We start from the raw sequence: 15,316 nt of genomic DNA on the forward strand, positions 1-15,316 counted from the left end.
AGCGGTGAGCGGACGGTCAGTCCTTCGGTCCACCGGCGACGTAGACGACCTGACCGGAAACGAAGCCCGCGCCTTCGCTGACGAAGAACGACGCGGTGTGCGCGATGTCCTCGGGCTGACCGACACGGTTGACCGGAATCTGCGAAGCGGCAGCGGTCTTGAAGTCCTCGAAGCCGACGCCCATGCGCTCGGCCGTTGCGGCGGTCATCTCGGTTTCGATGAATCCGGGGGCAATAGCGTTCGCGGTCACGCCGAACTTGCCCAGCTCGAAGGCCAATGTCTTGGTGAAGCCCTGCATTCCGGCCTTCGCAGCGGAGTAGTTGACCTGTCCACGATTACCGAGAGCCGACGTGCTCGAGAGGTTCACGATGCGGCCGAACTTCGCTTCCACCATGTACTTCTGCACCGCACGCGACATGAGGAACGCTCCGCGCAGGTGGACGTTCATCACCGAATCCCACTCGGCAACACTCATCTTGAACAGAAGGTTGTCGCGAGTGATACCGGCATTGTTGATCAGCACGGTAGGTGCACCCAGTTCTGCGGCCACACGATCCACTGCTGCAGCAACCGAAGCCTCGTCGGAGACGTCAGCGCCGACGGCCAGCGCCTGTCCGCCTGCGGCCTTGATCGCGTCGACGGTTCCCGCACACGCCGCTTCGTCGAGGTCGAGCACGGCGACGGCAAAACCGTCTTCCGACAGTCGCTTCGCTACTGCCGCACCGATTCCGCGTGCTGCACCCGTAACAATTGCGGTTCTACGTTCCTGGCTCACTGGCCCTCCATACTTTCGTGATTCGACGGACACCGGACGATCTCGTCAGATCCCGGCCTGATCTGCAATTTCCCTGGCTTTGGCGACCAAGGCGTCAATACGTTCCACGGTGGGAGTTCCGCTCTCGGCGGCATTCTGCGGTTCGTCGCGGGCGCGACGCATCACGCCCTCGGCGATCACGGCAATCTTCCACAGTCCCAACGTGTGCCAGAACTTCAGCGCAGCAGGATCCCGTCCGGTGGCCTCGAGATAGATCCGGGAGATCTCCTCTCGCGAGGGGAATCCCGGGAGTGCCGATGCCGGGAAATCGCCGCCGGTATTCTCACCAGCCGCCGGCCAGTACGCCAACAAGCTTCCGACGTCCGCCAACGGATCACCGAGTGTGCACAGTTCCCAGTCGAGGGCCGCGACAACTTCGCCGTTGCTCGCCGAGGTGATCACATTGCGTAGGTGAAAGTCGCCGTGCACCAACGTGGTTTCAGTGTGATCCGGCTGGGCTGCAATCAGGCGTCGGGTGAGATCGTCGAGATCAGGGCATTCCCGCGTCTTCGACTGTTCCCATTGACCTCCCCAACGCTTCAACTGCCGTGCAGCGTAGGGCTTGTGGCTCGCCAGGTCGTCGAGACCGGCCTGCTCGAGGTCGACGGCGTGTATCTTCGCCAGCGTCTGAGCGAGCGAGATTCCGATTGCCCGGCGACGATCTTCCGACAACGCCTCCGCAAGAGGCATTCGGTCCACCACTTCGCCGTCCACGAATTCCATGAGGAGCAGCGGAACTTCGGTGACGGCAGGATCCTCGGTCAACCCGAATACTCTCGGCGAAGGCACGTCGGTGGATTCGAGAGCGCTCAGGATTCGAGCCTCACGCGCCACGTCGTGAGCCGAGGCCAGCAGATGCCCCAGCGGTGGGCGTCGTAGCACCCAGCGATTGCCGTCCTGATCGCGAACCAGGTACGTGAGATTCGACTGCCCCAAGCCGATTCGATCGAAGGACAACGGCCCGGAAAAGTCGATCCCCAGGCCTGCGATCCACCCGGTGACCGCTTCGGTATCGAGTCCCACTACTCCGACGCTAGCCACCGACGGACGCTCCCTGCCGGAACGGGAGTGCGTCACCCAACAACTGGCCACCGTCGATGGTCATGATCTCACCGGTGATCCACTGGGCTGCATCCGAAACCAGGAAGGCAATGGCAGCGGCCACGTCCTCGGGTTCACCGATGCGTCCGAGAGCAGTCGACGCGGACACCGCTTCTTCGTGTTCTTTCCACAGAGCTTCGGCGAGTTTGGTTCTCACCACTCCCGGCGCAACGGCATTGACACGAATCTTCGGTGACAACTCGAGCGCCAACTGCTTGGTGATGTGGATCAGAGCAGCCTTCGACGCGTTGTACGTACCGATTCCCGCCTCGAACGCCATGCCGCCGATCGAAGCGGTGTTGACCACGGAACCACCGTGCTCGCCCATCCAGGCCCGCGCTGCGAGGCCGGTCCACAGGACTGGAGCCCACACGTTGACGTCGAAAGTCTTGGCGAAGCGCGAGTGATCCTGGTTGATGATCGGCCCGAACGACGGGTTGGTGCCCGCGTTGTTCACCAAGATGTCGAGACTGCCGAAACGCTCGATCGTCTGCTCGACGCACTTGCGTGCAGCATCCTCGTCCGTCGCGTGAGCGCCGACGCCGATCGCGTTGCCGTTCACCTGCGCGGCAGCCGCATCTGCGGATTCCTGTGAGCGCGAAGTCAGTACGACGTTTCCGCCCGCCGCCGCAATCGCCTGCGCGGTCGCGAGGCCGATGCCCCGCGATGCGCCTGTGACGATTGCCGTCTTACCTGTGAGATCCAGTCCTGCCATGTCAGTTCGCCTTGACTTCGCGGTACTTGCGCAGTTCCTGCTTGGCGATGGCGCGCTTGTGCACCTCGTCCGGGCCGTCGGCCAGGCGAAGGGTGCGCATGTGGGCGTAAGCCATCGCGAGCGGGAAGTCGTCGGTGACGCCGCCACCGCCGTGAACCTGGATGGCGCGGTCGATGATCTTGAGCGCGATGTTCGGTGCCGCAACCTTGATGGCTGCGATCTCGGTGCGCGCTTCCTTGTTGCCCACCGTGTCCATCATGTGTGCGGCCTTGAGTGTGAGGAGTCGAACCATCTCGATGTCGATACGAGCCTCGGCGATCCAGTCCTGGATATTCGCGTTGTCACTGACGGGCTTCCCGAAGGTGATGCGGGTGGATGCGCGCTTGCACATCAGTTCCAGTGCGCGCTCGGCCATTCCGATTGCACGCATGCAGTGGTGGATGCGGCCGGGGCCGAGGCGGGCCTGGCTGATCGCGAATCCTTCACCCTCACCGGCGAGAATGTCCTTGGCCGGGACGCGCACGTCCTCGAAAGTGATCTCGCCGTGTCCTTCGCGGTCCTGGTAGCCGAAAACCGGCAGGTTGCGCAGGATCGTGACGCCGGGAGCATCGATCGGCACGACCATCATCGACTGCTGACGGTGGGTGGCGGCATTGAAGTCGGTCTTACCCATGACGATCAGAACCTTGCAGTTCTGGTGCAAGGCGTTGGAAGCGAACCACTTACGGCCGTTCAGCACGTACTCGTCGCCGTCACGGTCCATACGGAGCTGGATGTTGGTGGCGTCGGAGCTGGCAACCTCGGGCTCGGTCATCGCGAAAGCGGAACGAATTTCGCCTTCGAGAAGCGGCTTGAGATACTTCTCCTTGTGCTCGTCGGTGCCGAAGAGCGTGAGCACCTCCATGTTTCCCGTGTCCGGAGCGGCGCAGTTGGTGGCCTCGGAGGCCAGGTGGCTGCGGCCCATGATCTCCGCGAGCGGTGCGTATTCCAGGTTGGTCAGGCCGGGGCCCCATTCGGGATGGGGATGGAAGAGGTTCCACAGCCCGCGGGCCTTGGCTTCCTTCTTCAAGTCGTCGATGATCGGCGGCTGGAAGTGCGGGTTACCGGACTCACGCATCTGCTCTTCGTAGACCGCTTCGGCCGGGTAAACGTGCTTGTCCATGAAATCGAGCAGTTCGGCCTGGTACTTCTTGGTGCGATCCGAGAACTCAAACACTGACATGTGAACTCCTGACAGAGAGGGAAGGAAAATTAGGGGCTCGATGTTCGAGATGGCTGTTGACGCCCTCGACGACATCCGGGCCGTGAAATGCGTTCAGCATCAGCGATTCCGCACGCCCGGCGGAATCGGTGAAGGTCGAGTGCGCGTCGGCACTCATCTGAGATTTGATGACGGAGAGGGACGTCGGCGAGCAGTTCGCCGCGATGTCCTCGGCGTAAGCAATCGCCGCGTCCAGAACGTCACCGCCGGTGACCAGGTGGTCGATCAAACCGATGCGGTACGCCTCGTCGGCATCCACCATCCGGCTGGAAAGCAGAAGATCGACTGCTCGACTGTGCCCGACCAAGCGGGGCAACATCCAGGAGATGCCGTACTCCGCAATCAGGCCTCGACGCGCGAACGCGGTAGTGAATCGTGTTGCGCTCGAACCGAAACGAACGTCGCAGTACAGAGCCTCGACCATTCCGAGCCCTGCGGCGACGCCGTTGACGGCGGCGATCAGCGGCTTGCGGATGGTGGTCGGGAAATGACGGTCTCGCGGCCGGACAAGATCACTTTCGGAGACTTCGCCGACGTTCTTCAAATTGCCGAGGTCAGCCCCCGAGCAGAATCCTCGGCCGGAGCCGGTGACAACAATTGCTCGGACACTGGGATCTTCGTCTGCCACGGCCAGAAAGTCGTAGTACTGATCTTCGAGCTCGTTGGTCCACGCGTTGAGAACGCGGGGCCGATTGAATGTCAGAACCAGCACCGCTCCTCTCTGCTCGGAGAGAACGAGTTCCTCGGTCATCGTGTTCCCGCGAGGAGCGACGCCTGGTACCGGCGCATCCCGCGCAGCCAACGGTCGTAGTCGGCGCCCTTCTGCCGGTACATGTCCAGAACGTTCTTGTGCGGAAGGATGAGAAATTCTTCGGCATCCACTGCCGCAAGAACGATTTCGGCGCATTCGGCAGGCTCGAGAACATTGCCTGCCGCAAGCACGGCTCCGGTTGCGGCCTTGCCGACCGGATCGCCGGAGTTCTCACCTTCATAGAGAAGCTTGGTGTTGACGCCCATCGGGCACAAGCAACTGACGCGAACACCCTGATCTCCGTAGGTGATCGAGAGCCACTCGGCAAACGCGACCGCGGCATGTTTGGTCACCGAGTACGCGGCGGACCCGACCTGACTGAGCAAGCCGGCCGCAGAGGCCGTGCTGATGAAGTAGCCCTCCCCGCGCTCCGTCCAGCCTGGGACGAGGAGCCTGGCAGCGCGAATGTGGGCGCGAACGTTGACGTCGATCGTCGTGTCCCAGACGTCTTCACTGATGTCGAGGCCCATGCCACCGGTAACGCCGGCATTGGCGAAGTAGAGGTCGACCGGGCCGAATTCCTTTTCCGCCTGCGCGATCAGGCCCGCAATGACCGTCTCGTCGGAGACGTCGCCACCGGCAGACACGGCCGCTCCGGGACGCTCCGCGTTGATCGCCTCTGCTACTGCCGAAGCTGCTGCCCCGTCCAGGTCAGCCACTACGACGCGAGCACCCTCGGCAGCCAGTCGCTCGGCCAGTGCACCGCCGATTCCCCCGCCGCCACCGGTGACAATTGCTACCTTCTGGGCAACCTTCATGAGCGATTCCTCTCGCTTGCGTCATACCTACGCGCTGACAGTGATCCACGTCTCCCCTCATGTATAGTTGAATCCGGCGTCAGTTTCAACCGTCGAATCGCGACGGTCACCCGAACGGCCCGTTCCGACCTCCTGAACTGCGAGTAAAGGGATAACGATGACTGAAAACCAATTGCCCGTCCGCCCGTCCACCTTCGCCGAGCTCGAGAAGCTCATCGGCCAGGAACTTGGCCCGACGGAGTGGTACGACATCACCCAGGAGCGCATCAACGCGTTCGCCGAAGCCACAAACGATCATCAGTGGATTCATGTCGACCCGGAACGAGCCGCATCGAGCCCGCTCGGCAGCACGATCGCGCACGGACTCTTCAGCCTCTCACTGGGACCCCAGTTCTCCTATCAACTCATCCACTTCGACGGCTTCGCCCACAGCCTCAATTACGGCTACGACAAGGTTCGCTTCCCCGCTCCCGTTCCCGTGGGATCCCGGGTCCGCATGCGCGCAACCGTCGTGTCCGCGGAGCAGTTGCCCGGCGGAATCCAAGTGAAGATGAGCCAGGTGGTCGAGCGCGAGGGTTCCGACAAGCCCGTCGTGGTCGCCGAATCCGTCGCTCGCGTCGTCGAAAAGAGCTGAACCGAAAAGAGCTGAACCGAGACTGGGACGCCCGGCCGCTCGAACATCGATGCAGCCGGGGCGGCCCACCTCGTCAGAGACGGTCGGGGAACTTCAGAGCGTTCGCCCACAGATCGGTCACAGTGGCGACAATCTGATCGAACTCCGGTGAACGCCCGTCCACCTCACCCTCACGAAGGGTGAACAGACTGTAGGCGAGTCGACTCACCATGCCGGACAGAGCAATCGACGCCGTCATCGGATCCAGCGTCGTGTCCGCGATGCCGCGGGACTGCAGATCTGCAATCCCGCGGGCATTACGGCGTATGAACGCATTGGCGCGCTCGCTGCGGAACTTCCGGAACTCCGGGTCGATGTGAGCAACCTGCTCCATGAGTCCCATCAACTTCGCATTGCGTTGATACGCGGCCAGATACGCTCGATTACTTGCCTCGAGCACGGCGTACGGATCGTCCGCGCCCGCAACGCGTCCCATGCCCGGGTGCATCATGTCGTCTCGCGCGACCTCGAGGACGGCGGCGAACACCTCTTCCTTGTTCGCGAAGTACGTGTAGAACGATCCCGTCGCGCAACCGGCCTCTTTGGCGATGTCGATCAAACGTGCATCGAGATAGCCGCTGCGCTCGAAAACCTTACGGGCAGCAGCAACCAATGCCGCACGCGTGCGTGTCCCCCGCTCGGTAGTCGGTCGATCCCGGAGCAGCGCGGGCGGAGCCACCGGTAAGGCGGCAATTCGCGATTCGTCGTCGAGCACGGTGCGCTCCTCATCCTTCCGATCAACATCATTTTCGGGACAATCCCACCAGACTCGATGTTGACGCCGGATTCAAGTGTACGCTCTGGTGAGACCCAGGACACACAATCGGTCGATTCCTCCCGAAAGGCAGAACCATGGTTAGCGTTCTCGACCCGGTGACCCGTCACGCGGAAGCCACTCCGGAAAATATTGCAATTCGCGGCACGGATAATCATTGGACATACCGACAGCTCCACGACGCGTCTCTGGCGTTTGCCGGCCGCATTCGCGACGAAGGGTTGAGCATCGGCGACCGGGTTCTGCTCGCGGCGCCGTCGGTGCCTGAATTCATCGTGGCGTACATGGGGATTCAGGCTGCAGGTTGTGTCGTGGTGCCCATCAACACGATGTCGGCGCAACCCGAAGTCGAGTACGTACTGGACGACGCCGAGATTTCGCTGGCGATCGCCTGGCACCAGCTCGGTCCCGCAGTTCAGGATGCAGGGAGTGCGCGCGGCGTCCCGGTGTGGACGCTCACCGAAGAATCGGCGAAGGCCGACCATCCACCGGCAACGGTGGTCGACCGCGACACAGCGGACACCACGGCGATTCTCTACACCTCCGGTACCACCGGACGTCCGAAGGGCGCTCAGCTGACGGTCGGGAATCTGTTGTCTGCCGGTGAGATCGGCGCCGAGAGCAGCCGCGGAAATCCCTCGGACCGCACCGGTACCGGACTGCCGCTCTTTCACATCTTCGGCCAGGGTTCGGTCATGATGGCAACCTTCACCGGCGGCGGATCACTATCCCTGCTCGCCCGGTTCGACCCGGCCGCCATGCTCGATCTGGTGCGCCGGGACAAGCTCACCATCATGGCGGGCGTCCCCACCATGTGGAATGCCATGCTGCACGCCGCAGCCGACGTGGACAGCTCCGACTTCGAACAACTGCGGATCGCAATCTCCGGTGGCGCATCACTTCCCGGTGAAGTCGCTCGCGCCTTCGAAGCACGGTTCAACTGCACAATCCTCGAGGGCTACGGCCTGACCGAGACGAGCGCATTCGGAACTTTCAACAGCATCGACCGCGTCGCAAAGATCGGATACACCGGCCGCGCCGTACCGCGCACCGAGGTCGAGGTCCGTGATCACGACGGAAATGTCTGCCAGGCAGGCACAGTGGGCGAGGTATTCATCAAAGGACCGACGGTCATGAAGGGCTACTGGAAGCGCCCGGCCGACACGGCCGCCGTCCTGTCCGACGACGGATGGTTCCGCACCGGAGACCTCGGCGAGACCGACGCCGACGGTGACCTTCGCATCGTCGACCGCGTCAAGGACCTCATCATCCGCGGTGGATACAACGTCTATCCAGGCGAGGTCGAAGAGGTGCTCTACCAGCACCCCGACATCATCGAGGCCGCGGTGATCGGTATACCCGACGACTACTACGGCGAGGAGGTTGCGGCGGTGGTGGCCGTTCGCCCAGGCTCCGACCTCGAAGCAGATGACGTCACCTCGTGGGCTCGGGAACGTCTGTCCGCCTATAAGATTCCGCGGGTGGTCCAGTTCATCGACGCGCTCCCGAAGGGTTCGACGGGAAAGATCCTCAAGCGATCGATCGACCGCACCGAACTCCTCGCCCAGAAGCAGAACTGAAAACACAGGTGAACCCCGGCGAGATTTCGCCGGGGTTCACCTGTCCATGCGCTCAGAGTGCCCTGTCCATACGCTCAGAGTGCGTCGAAGTACTCGATCTGCGGGGCGCCTGCGAGGAAGGGCGCCATCGCCTTTCCCGCGGCCTGGAAATGCTCGGACGATCCATGGGCCTTGATCGCAGCACTGTCTTGATACAGCTCCATGAACTTGTACGAATTCGTATCCGTCTTCGAGCGGATCAGTTGATACAGAACCGTTCCGGGCTCTTCCGTGCGCACCTTCTCGGCAAGTTCGGCGACTACGGCTTCGAACTGTTCGCCGCTTCCGTCTTTGACGGTGATATCCGCGATGACAGCAATCATTCATTCCTCCAAAAGTGTTCCAGCAGTATTCGAGTGTTACCGAGAACCTACAGTTTCACTGCATGGGCAGTAGTCCGAACGTCGATTCCAACTGACTGCGAGTGCTTTCCGCATCGGTGTGGAGAATGCCGGCGATCCCCAATCGTGCCGCGCCGTCGAGGTTCTGTTGCAGGTCGTCGATCATCACGGCGCCTTCGGGCGCAACACCCAGCCGCTCGCACGCGATGGTGTAGATCTGACGAGAGGGCTTACGAATCCCGACTTCCGAGGAGATCACCACTTCGTCGGCGAGGTCCTCGAGCACAAAACCCGCGTAGCAATCACGCCCGAAAGCATTGGACACGAGCGCAACAGGGTGACCCGCCGCTCGGACGTCCGCAATCAGTCGCACCATCTCTTCGTCTCGGACAAGCCCGGCCTGCATACGGTCGACCAATCCTTCGCTGTCCACGACGGCGCCGTACGCTCGTAGCCGTTCCCCGAATCCTGCTTCGAAGGCCTCCTGGTCGATCTTTCCGGATTCGTGATCGGAGAGCAGTCGCTTCGAGACGTCGTCGCGGGAGAGCAGGGTCAACGGAAGTCGTGGGTCGCCCCCAAGCGAGGCTCCGAAATCTTCGAAGGCTCGCAGCACACTGGAGGTGAGAACTCCACCGAAATCGACGAGCACTGCCGTACGCGTGGGTGTCATTGCTCCATCAGACACCAAACATGAACCCGGCGTCAACATCAATTTCGGCGTAGCGAGAATTGCAAAGTGTTGATCCACAACCGGTTGACGGTATCGAGCAGACCGTCGAAGGTCACTCCGGCGGCGCCGTCCTCGCCGCCGCGGGATACGAAGTACCCGAACGCAAGTCGACTGATCATCCCGGAGAGTGCCCGAGACGTCAGTAGCGGATCCAGATTCGCGTCCGCCAGTCCGGCCTTCTGCAGCTTCTCGATACTGCGCGCGTTGCGTCGAACAAACGCGTCAGCACGCTCGAGGCGGAGAACCCGGAACTCCGGATCGATGCTTGCTACCTGCTCGAGCAGTCCCATCAGCTTCGCGTTCCGTCGGTACGCCTCGAGGTACGCGCGGTTACTCGCCGCGATGACCTCAGCAGGATCCGCGCCTTTCGGAGTGTGCGGCATACCCGGATGCATCATGTCTTCGCGTGCCAACTCCATCACTGCCGCGAAGATCTCTTCTTTGCTCGCGAAGTAGGTGTAGAAGGTACCGGCCGAGCACTGCGCCTCCACAGTGATGTCGATCAGCCGCGAGTCCAGATAGCCGGACCGTTCGAAAACGGTGCGGGCCGCATCGATCAACGCTCGCCGCGTACGCAAACCACGCTGAGTGGAGGGGAGTTCCCGTGACACTGTCGACGAAGCATCTTCGGAGCCTGTGCGTGCTGCAGCCATGCTCCAGTTATACGTCAGACGCCCGCTACCGGTGACCGATAGCGGGCGTCTGCTCGAAACCGAAAGAGTTACTTGGCGTACAGGTGCGCGCCCGGAATTGCGTTCGGATCGTCCCGAACTTCCTTCGGGTTGGTCTCTTTCAGCACCCAGGCACTGAAGAAGGTCACCAAGCCCATGAGTGCCACGAACACGGCAACCCATGTCGTGGTTCCGGTCTTCGCGATAAGTGCTGTCATGATGAACGGAGTGCCACCGCTGACCGTGATCGCAGCCAACTGGTAGGCCAACGATGCTGCCGAGTAGCGCACGTTGGGTGCGAACAGCTCACCCATGTACGCCGCGATCGGCCCGTAGGTCATCGACTGGAACACGCTGCCAACCGTCACCGCGATGAAGAACAGCGGCAGGGACTTGGTGTTGATCAACCAGAAGTACGGGAATGCCCAGACCACGATCGCCGCGGCGCCGATCAGGATCATCGGACGACGACCGATCTTGTCGGACATCTTCCCGGACCACAGCACCACGCCGACTGTCAGCAACGCGCTCAGGAGCGAGATGATGAGCAGTGAGTTCCGCTTCAACCCCAGTTCGGTTGTGCCGTAGCTGAGCACGCCGGCGATGCTGATGTAGAACAGTGCATTGGTGGCGGCCAGAAGTCCGCAACCGAGCAGAATCTTGCGCCAGTGATCCTTGAGCGCCTGCGCCAGCGGAGCCTGAACGACGACGTCCTTTTGGTTCTTCTTGGCGTCTTCCTGCAACTCGAGGAATTCCGGCGTGTCCTCGACCTTCGTCTGGATGTACAGAACCACAGGGAAGAGCAGCGCGCTGGCGAAGAACGGAACTCGCCAACCCCAGCTCAGGAATGCATCATTGGAAATGGTCGCGGTCGCGACGAGGAAGACCAGGTTGCCCAGCACTACACCGAACGAGACACCCATCTGACCGAAAGTGCCTGAGAATCCGCGCTTCTTGGGACTCGCGGATTCGGTGAGGAGAAGGACGATTCCGCCCCACTGGCCACCGCAGGCGAGACCTTGGATGAATCGCAGTGTCACCAGAAGAATCGGAGCGACGACGCCGATTGCCGAAGCACTCGGGATCGCGCCGATCAGGAACGTCGCGACAGCCATCAGCAACAGGCAGGTGACGACAGCGGGCTTACGCCCATACTTGTCGCCGAAGTGTCCGGCGACCAAACCGCCGATGGGGCGGGCAACGAAGCCGGCCCAGAACGTACTGAACGAGAGCAATGTGCCCATCAGTGCGGATGAATCGGGGAAGAACACATGCGGAAAGACCAGTGCCGCAGCCGTTCCGTACAAGAAGAAGTCGTACCACTCGATGGAACTGCCGAGCAGTCCCGCGCCTAGAAGTTTGCGGTGCGCCTTCTTCTTCTTCCGTTCCTGATCGGACAGGCCCCCTGCCTGCGTGCTCGAATCCACTGCCGATCTCGTCATGGGTTACTCCTCGATGGGTCGGACGCTCGTCGCGCCGGGAGTTGAGAAGCGGAACCGGGCCAGAAGTAGAAACTGACACCAACTTCAACTCTGTGGCGTTGCGATCAGTCTGCGATACAAAAAGAGTGATGTCAATCACTGAAATGCATTGCCGCATAGGGGACTAAATCCCCTACCGATGCTCGTCAGCCACCACGACGAATGGCCGGCTCACCTTGTCGGCGGCCGGCAATTCGTTTGTCAGGCAGATCTAGTTCGGTACCCGCAGTTCACGACGAAGAATCTTGCCGCTCACTGTTTTCGGGAGGTCATTCATGACCTCGACGATGCGTGGATACTTGTATGCTGCAAGCCTTTCCTTGCAGAACTCGACCAGATCCTCGGTGGTCGCCTCGGCACCGTCCTTGAAGGACACGAAGGCCTTCACGGTTTCGCCGCGATACGGATCCATGACACCGACGACAGCAGCCTCTCGTACGGCGGGGTGTTCGTAGAGAACATCTTCCACTTCGCGTGGCCACACTTTGAAGCCCGACGCATTTATCTGATCCTTCATCCGGTCGACGATGTAAAACCAACCGTCGCCGTCCATGAATCCGATGTCGCCGGTGTGAAAACGCCCGTCCGGCATGGCATGTGCGGTCTCGTCCGGCTTGTTCCAGTATCCGAGTGCAACCTGGGGACCGGAGACCACGATCTCGCCGTACTCCCCGACCTGTACCGGCTTGTCGTTCTCGTCCACCACCTCGGCGTACGTATTCGATACCGGTACGCCGACAGCAACGGCCCCCGACGCCGGATCTACCGGCGCTTCAAGCGAATTCGGCACCACGATTGCCGGGCTGTTCGTCTCGGTCAGCCCGTAGCCGTTGTGAATGTAGTGACCGAACTTCGCCCGGAACGCTTCCAACGCCGCGTGCGGGATCGGCGCGCCACCTGAATACACCGACTCGAGAGAGCTCAAAGATTCCTTCGAGACTGCGGCGCTGTCCGTCCACGCGATGAATACCGTGATCGCTCCGATGATCGCGGTAGCCCGATGCTCCGAAATTGACTCCGCTGCAACGATGGGATGGAATCGGCAGGTCAGAATCGTGGGCGCGCCGGCTAGGAGTGGAGCCGCGACGTGCCCGATCAACCCGGTGATATGGAACAGTGGCGCCACCGCGAACATCGCGCCGCCGGGGCGCAACCCCAGCCAGTCCCGATAGATCTGCGCTGCGAACACGACATTTGAGTGCGTGTTCATCGACCCCTTCGGCGGGCCGGTTGTCCCTGACGTATAGGGAAGGTAGGCAAGGTCTTCCGGGGACAGATCGACCTTCTCGGGCTTCTGCCCTCGATGAGCCTCGATCAATTCCAGTAGATCCGGAAATCCATCGTGCCGAATCCTGGACGCCGAACCGAAGATCCGTTCATCGTCGCGCGACTGAAAATCCAGTTCCGACGTGGTGATCACCCGTCTCACTGCGGTGCCCTCGGACGCAGTCGCCACGGTCTCGGCCGAGGACTCGAGACAGATGACTGCCGCCGCTCCGCTGTCGGCCAGTACGGTGGACAGCTCACGGTCGCGGTACATCGGATTGACCGGAACGACGACGGCACCGAGCTTCCAGACCGCGACTGTCGCGATCACGAACTGCGGAACATTCTGCAGGACAAAGGAAACTCTGTCGCCGAACCCGATTCCGTCCACGGCGAGGGCTACCGCAAGCGCGTCCGACATCTCGTCGAGTTCGGCAAAGCTGACGGTCCTGTCGAAGTACCTGATGATCGGGGCGGTGCGATCGCGCTCCAGCGAAGCACGGAACATCGCGAGGGCGTTGGCATGCTCGATGTCCACGTTCGGCGGAGTGTCGGCGTCGTAATTGGCGAGCCAGGGCTTGCTCTCGTACACGTTGGTCATATCTCAGCTCTCGAAGTACCGACGTGGGTTGTCCACCAGCATCGCCTTGACCTGGTCTTCGGTGACACCACGTTCGAGCAGCGCCGGAATGACATCATCACTGATATGGGTGTAGTTCCAGTTCGGAAGTGCCACTTCTCTTGCCGCGCTGGGGAAGTAGTCGATGAAACACGACGCGTCATGTGCCAGAACCATCTTCTCCGCGTAACCGCGACGGGCCATCTCCACCACGGTGTTGACACGATCCTCGAACGACAGGAACGGTTCGAGACCGAAACGGTCCATCCCCAGTAGCGAACCGGCATCGGCCAGCGCACACAGGTAATCGAGATCGGTGGTGTCGCCGGAGTGACCGATGACCACCTTGGTCAGATCCGCACCCTCTTCGGCCAGAACCTTCTGCGCGACCAGCCCGGATTCAGTGTGCGGGTTGGTGTGCACGGTGATCGGCACTCCCGTTTCCACCTGCGACTGTCCGACCGCGCGCATGACCCGCTCGACGCCGGGGGTAAGGCCCGGCTCCTCGATGGCGCACTTCAGGAAGGAGGCTCGGACACCGGTTCCGGCGATTCCTTCCCTGATGTCCTTGACGAACAGTTCGACCATCGGCTCGGGGCCGTCGAACAGCAATCCCGGTCCGGTGTAATGGAATTGGAAGGGAATGTCGTTGTAGGTGTAGATGCCGGTAGCAACGATGATGTTGAGATCGACCTGCTCGTTGATCCGGACGATGCGCGGAATGTACCGGCCGAGGCCGATCACCGTGGGATCGACGATCGTGCTGATTCCGCGGGACTTCACCTCGGTCAGCTTTGCCACCGCGTCCGCTACCCGTACTTCCTCGTCCCAGGGTTCGGGGTAGTCGGGGTAGTTCTGGCGCAACTCCTCACCCAGAACGAAGACATGCTCGTGCATCAACACCTTTCCCAGATCGGCTGTATCCACCGGCCCACGAACGGTTTGTACTGAACTCATCGATCGAACCCCTGACTGTGATCGCCATCACTAACATGAGACAATGAGCTAGTGTGTCTCACGTGGCCAGGTTCGTCAATAGGCTCGATCCCCCGAGGCTCACCATTTTTCAACGGCCGAAATTGTGCAGTACCGGACAACCGGAGAGAATGTCCCGATGCCTACCGACCTCGAACGCCGACGCGCGATCGACACCGCCGCGAGCATGTACCTCGCGGAGGAACCACTCGACATGTCACTGCTCGCCGAACGTCTCGGCGTAGGCCGCGCGACGCTGTACCGCTGGGTCGGCAACCGCGACGAACTGCTCGGAACAGTGCTGGCCGAGGCCACCGAACGGACATACCGAAAGGCGATGTCACAGGCGTCGGGGCAAGGTCCGGAGTACATTCTCGACGTCTTCGGCCGCGTTATGCGATCGGTGGAATCGTCGACAGAACTGCGCGCGCTGACCAAACGCGAACCGATGGTGTTCATCAAACTCGCGATGATGCCCGGCTCCATCGAATCGATCTCCGCCTCCATCACCGCCGAAATCTTGCAGTCCCAGGTCGACGCCGGCCAACTGACGATCACGCTCTCGCCGCAAGTGCTGGGCGAAGCCCTCGTTCGCATCTGCGACGTACACCTCTACGCCCCCCTGCTCGGCCGAGAAAAGGCCGAGATCGAGACGGCCCTCGACCTGATCGCACTGCTCCTCGGCGTCACCCGCAACTGACACGCT

Annotated in this window: 16 protein-coding genes; 3 read left to right on the forward strand and 13 right to left on the reverse strand. The window is 61.6% G+C overall.

Annotated elements, in window-relative coordinates:
* Positions 1-16 precede the first annotated feature (16 nt).
* From fabG to ACYP01_RS14695, 6 genes are read right to left on the reverse strand one after another with little or no spacing between them, the layout of a single operon-like run.
* Entirely contained in the window at positions 17-775 is a 759-nt protein-coding gene (gene fabG / locus ACYP01_RS14670; RefSeq protein ID WP_020909429.1) for a 3-oxoacyl-ACP reductase FabG, read from the reverse strand.
* A gap of 45 nt (positions 776-820) precedes the next feature.
* The gene (locus ACYP01_RS14675; protein WP_039973187.1) at positions 821-1,855 is read right to left on the reverse strand and encodes a phosphotransferase family protein; all 1,035 of its coding nucleotides are present in this window, start codon (positions 1,853-1,855) and stop codon (positions 821-823) included.
* Entirely contained in the window at positions 1,848-2,630 is a 783-nt protein-coding gene (locus tag ACYP01_RS14680) for an SDR family oxidoreductase (protein WP_007730827.1), read from the reverse strand. The genes ACYP01_RS14675 and ACYP01_RS14680 overlap by 8 nt, the downstream gene beginning before the upstream one ends.
* A 1-nt stretch (position 2,631) precedes the next feature.
* On the reverse strand, positions 2,632-3,852 hold the full coding sequence (locus tag ACYP01_RS14685; protein ID WP_019745701.1) for an acyl-CoA dehydrogenase family protein: 1,221 nt from the start codon (positions 3,850-3,852) through the stop codon (positions 2,632-2,634).
* Positions 3,839-4,642, reverse strand: a complete 804-nt coding sequence (locus ACYP01_RS14690; RefSeq protein WP_208690158.1) for an enoyl-CoA hydratase-related protein — start codon at positions 4,640-4,642, stop codon at positions 3,839-3,841. The genes ACYP01_RS14685 and ACYP01_RS14690 overlap by 14 nt, the downstream gene beginning before the upstream one ends.
* On the reverse strand, positions 4,639-5,460 hold the full coding sequence (locus ACYP01_RS14695) for an SDR family oxidoreductase (protein WP_003942864.1): 822 nt from the start codon (positions 5,458-5,460) through the stop codon (positions 4,639-4,641). The genes ACYP01_RS14690 and ACYP01_RS14695 overlap by 4 nt, the downstream gene beginning before the upstream one ends.
* Positions 5,461-5,617: 157 nt before the next feature.
* Here ACYP01_RS14695 and ACYP01_RS14700 point away from each other — a divergent pair, with 157 nt between their 5' ends.
* Positions 5,618-6,094: a MaoC family dehydratase gene (locus ACYP01_RS14700; RefSeq protein ID WP_003942878.1), complete on the forward strand. Its 477-nt coding sequence runs from the start codon at positions 5,618-5,620 to the stop codon at positions 6,092-6,094.
* A gap of 73 nt (positions 6,095-6,167) precedes the next feature.
* Here the strand turns inward: ACYP01_RS14700 and ACYP01_RS14705 are convergent, their stop codons facing one another.
* On the reverse strand, positions 6,168-6,848 hold the full coding sequence (locus tag ACYP01_RS14705) for a TetR/AcrR family transcriptional regulator (RefSeq protein WP_095972835.1): 681 nt from the start codon (positions 6,846-6,848) through the stop codon (positions 6,168-6,170).
* Between the two features lie 137 nt (positions 6,849-6,985).
* Between ACYP01_RS14705 and ACYP01_RS14710 the strand changes: the two genes are divergently transcribed.
* Positions 6,986-8,488 carry a class I adenylate-forming enzyme family protein gene (locus ACYP01_RS14710; RefSeq protein ID WP_007730820.1) on the forward strand — a complete coding sequence of 501 codons (1,503 nt, stop codon included), beginning with the start codon at positions 6,986-6,988 and terminating at the stop codon, positions 8,486-8,488.
* 74 nt (positions 8,489-8,562) lie between these two features.
* Here ACYP01_RS14710 and ACYP01_RS14715 read toward each other — a convergent pair whose 3' ends face one another.
* The 6 genes from ACYP01_RS14715 to ACYP01_RS14740 all read right to left on the reverse strand — a co-directional run bounded on the left by ACYP01_RS14715 (position 8,563) and on the right by ACYP01_RS14740 (position 14,592).
* Positions 8,563-8,850 carry a putative quinol monooxygenase gene (locus ACYP01_RS14715; protein WP_007730819.1) on the reverse strand — a complete coding sequence of 96 codons (288 nt, stop codon included), beginning with the start codon at positions 8,848-8,850 and terminating at the stop codon, positions 8,563-8,565.
* A 55-nt stretch (positions 8,851-8,905) separates the two neighbouring features.
* Positions 8,906-9,538, reverse strand: coding sequence for an HAD family hydrolase (locus ACYP01_RS14720; protein WP_459680784.1), 633 nt, complete (start codon positions 9,536-9,538; stop codon positions 8,906-8,908).
* A 38-nt stretch (positions 9,539-9,576) separates the two neighbouring features.
* A complete protein-coding gene (locus ACYP01_RS14725) occupies positions 9,577-10,251 on the reverse strand; it encodes a TetR/AcrR family transcriptional regulator (RefSeq protein ID WP_007730817.1) in 675 nt (224 codons plus the stop codon).
* Between the two features lie 68 nt (positions 10,252-10,319).
* The gene (locus ACYP01_RS14730; protein WP_030536042.1) at positions 10,320-11,711 is read right to left on the reverse strand and encodes an MFS transporter; all 1,392 of its coding nucleotides are present in this window, start codon (positions 11,709-11,711) and stop codon (positions 10,320-10,322) included.
* A gap of 250 nt (positions 11,712-11,961) precedes the next feature.
* On the reverse strand, positions 11,962-13,617 hold the full coding sequence (locus ACYP01_RS14735) for an AMP-binding protein (RefSeq protein WP_459680787.1): 1,656 nt from the start codon (positions 13,615-13,617) through the stop codon (positions 11,962-11,964).
* Between the two features lie 3 nt (positions 13,618-13,620).
* A complete protein-coding gene (locus ACYP01_RS14740) occupies positions 13,621-14,592 on the reverse strand; it encodes a phosphotriesterase family protein (protein WP_003943005.1) in 972 nt (323 codons plus the stop codon).
* Positions 14,593-14,749: 157 nt separating this feature from the next.
* Here ACYP01_RS14740 and ACYP01_RS14745 point away from each other — a divergent pair, with 157 nt between their 5' ends.
* Entirely contained in the window at positions 14,750-15,310 is a 561-nt protein-coding gene (locus ACYP01_RS14745; RefSeq protein WP_003943195.1) for a QsdR family transcriptional regulator, read from the forward strand.
* The last annotated feature ends 6 nt before the right edge of the window (positions 15,311-15,316 follow it).

The organism is Rhodococcus sp. no. 34, from assembly GCF_054589475.1.

Excerpts from the sequence above, each read along its gene's own strand:
- ACYP01_RS14680 (WP_007730827.1), bottom strand. The coding sequence starts at position 2,630 with ATGGCAGGACTGGATCTCACAGGTAAGACGGCAATCGTCACAGGCGCA.
- ACYP01_RS14685 (WP_019745701.1), bottom strand. The coding sequence starts at position 3,852 with ATGTCAGTGTTTGAGTTCTCGGATCGCACCAAGAAGTACCAGGCCGAA.
- ACYP01_RS14690 (WP_208690158.1), bottom strand. The coding sequence starts at position 4,642 with ATGACCGAGGAACTCGTTCTCTCCGAGCAGAGAGGAGCGGTGCTGGTT.
- ACYP01_RS14695 (WP_003942864.1), bottom strand. The coding sequence starts at position 5,460 with ATGAAGGTTGCCCAGAAGGTAGCAATTGTCACCGGTGGCGGCGGGGGA.
- ACYP01_RS14700 (WP_003942878.1), top strand. The coding sequence starts at position 5,618 with ATGACTGAAAACCAATTGCCCGTCCGCCCGTCCACCTTCGCCGAGCTC.
- ACYP01_RS14710 (WP_007730820.1), top strand. The coding sequence starts at position 6,986 with ATGGTTAGCGTTCTCGACCCGGTGACCCGTCACGCGGAAGCCACTCCG.
- ACYP01_RS14715 (WP_007730819.1), bottom strand. The coding sequence starts at position 8,850 with ATGATTGCTGTCATCGCGGATATCACCGTCAAAGACGGAAGCGGCGAA.
- ACYP01_RS14720 (WP_459680784.1), bottom strand. The coding sequence starts at position 9,538 with ATGACACCCACGCGTACGGCAGTGCTCGTCGATTTCGGTGGAGTTCTC.
- ACYP01_RS14725 (WP_007730817.1), bottom strand. The coding sequence starts at position 10,251 with ATGGCTGCAGCACGCACAGGCTCCGAAGATGCTTCGTCGACAGTGTCA.
- ACYP01_RS14730 (WP_030536042.1), bottom strand. The coding sequence starts at position 11,711 with ATGACGAGATCGGCAGTGGATTCGAGCACGCAGGCAGGGGGCCTGTCC.
- ACYP01_RS14735 (WP_459680787.1), bottom strand. The coding sequence starts at position 13,617 with ATGACCAACGTGTACGAGAGCAAGCCCTGGCTCGCCAATTACGACGCC.
- ACYP01_RS14740 (WP_003943005.1), bottom strand. The coding sequence starts at position 14,592 with ATGAGTTCAGTACAAACCGTTCGTGGGCCGGTGGATACAGCCGATCTG.
- ACYP01_RS14745 (WP_003943195.1), top strand. The coding sequence starts at position 14,750 with ATGCCTACCGACCTCGAACGCCGACGCGCGATCGACACCGCCGCGAGC.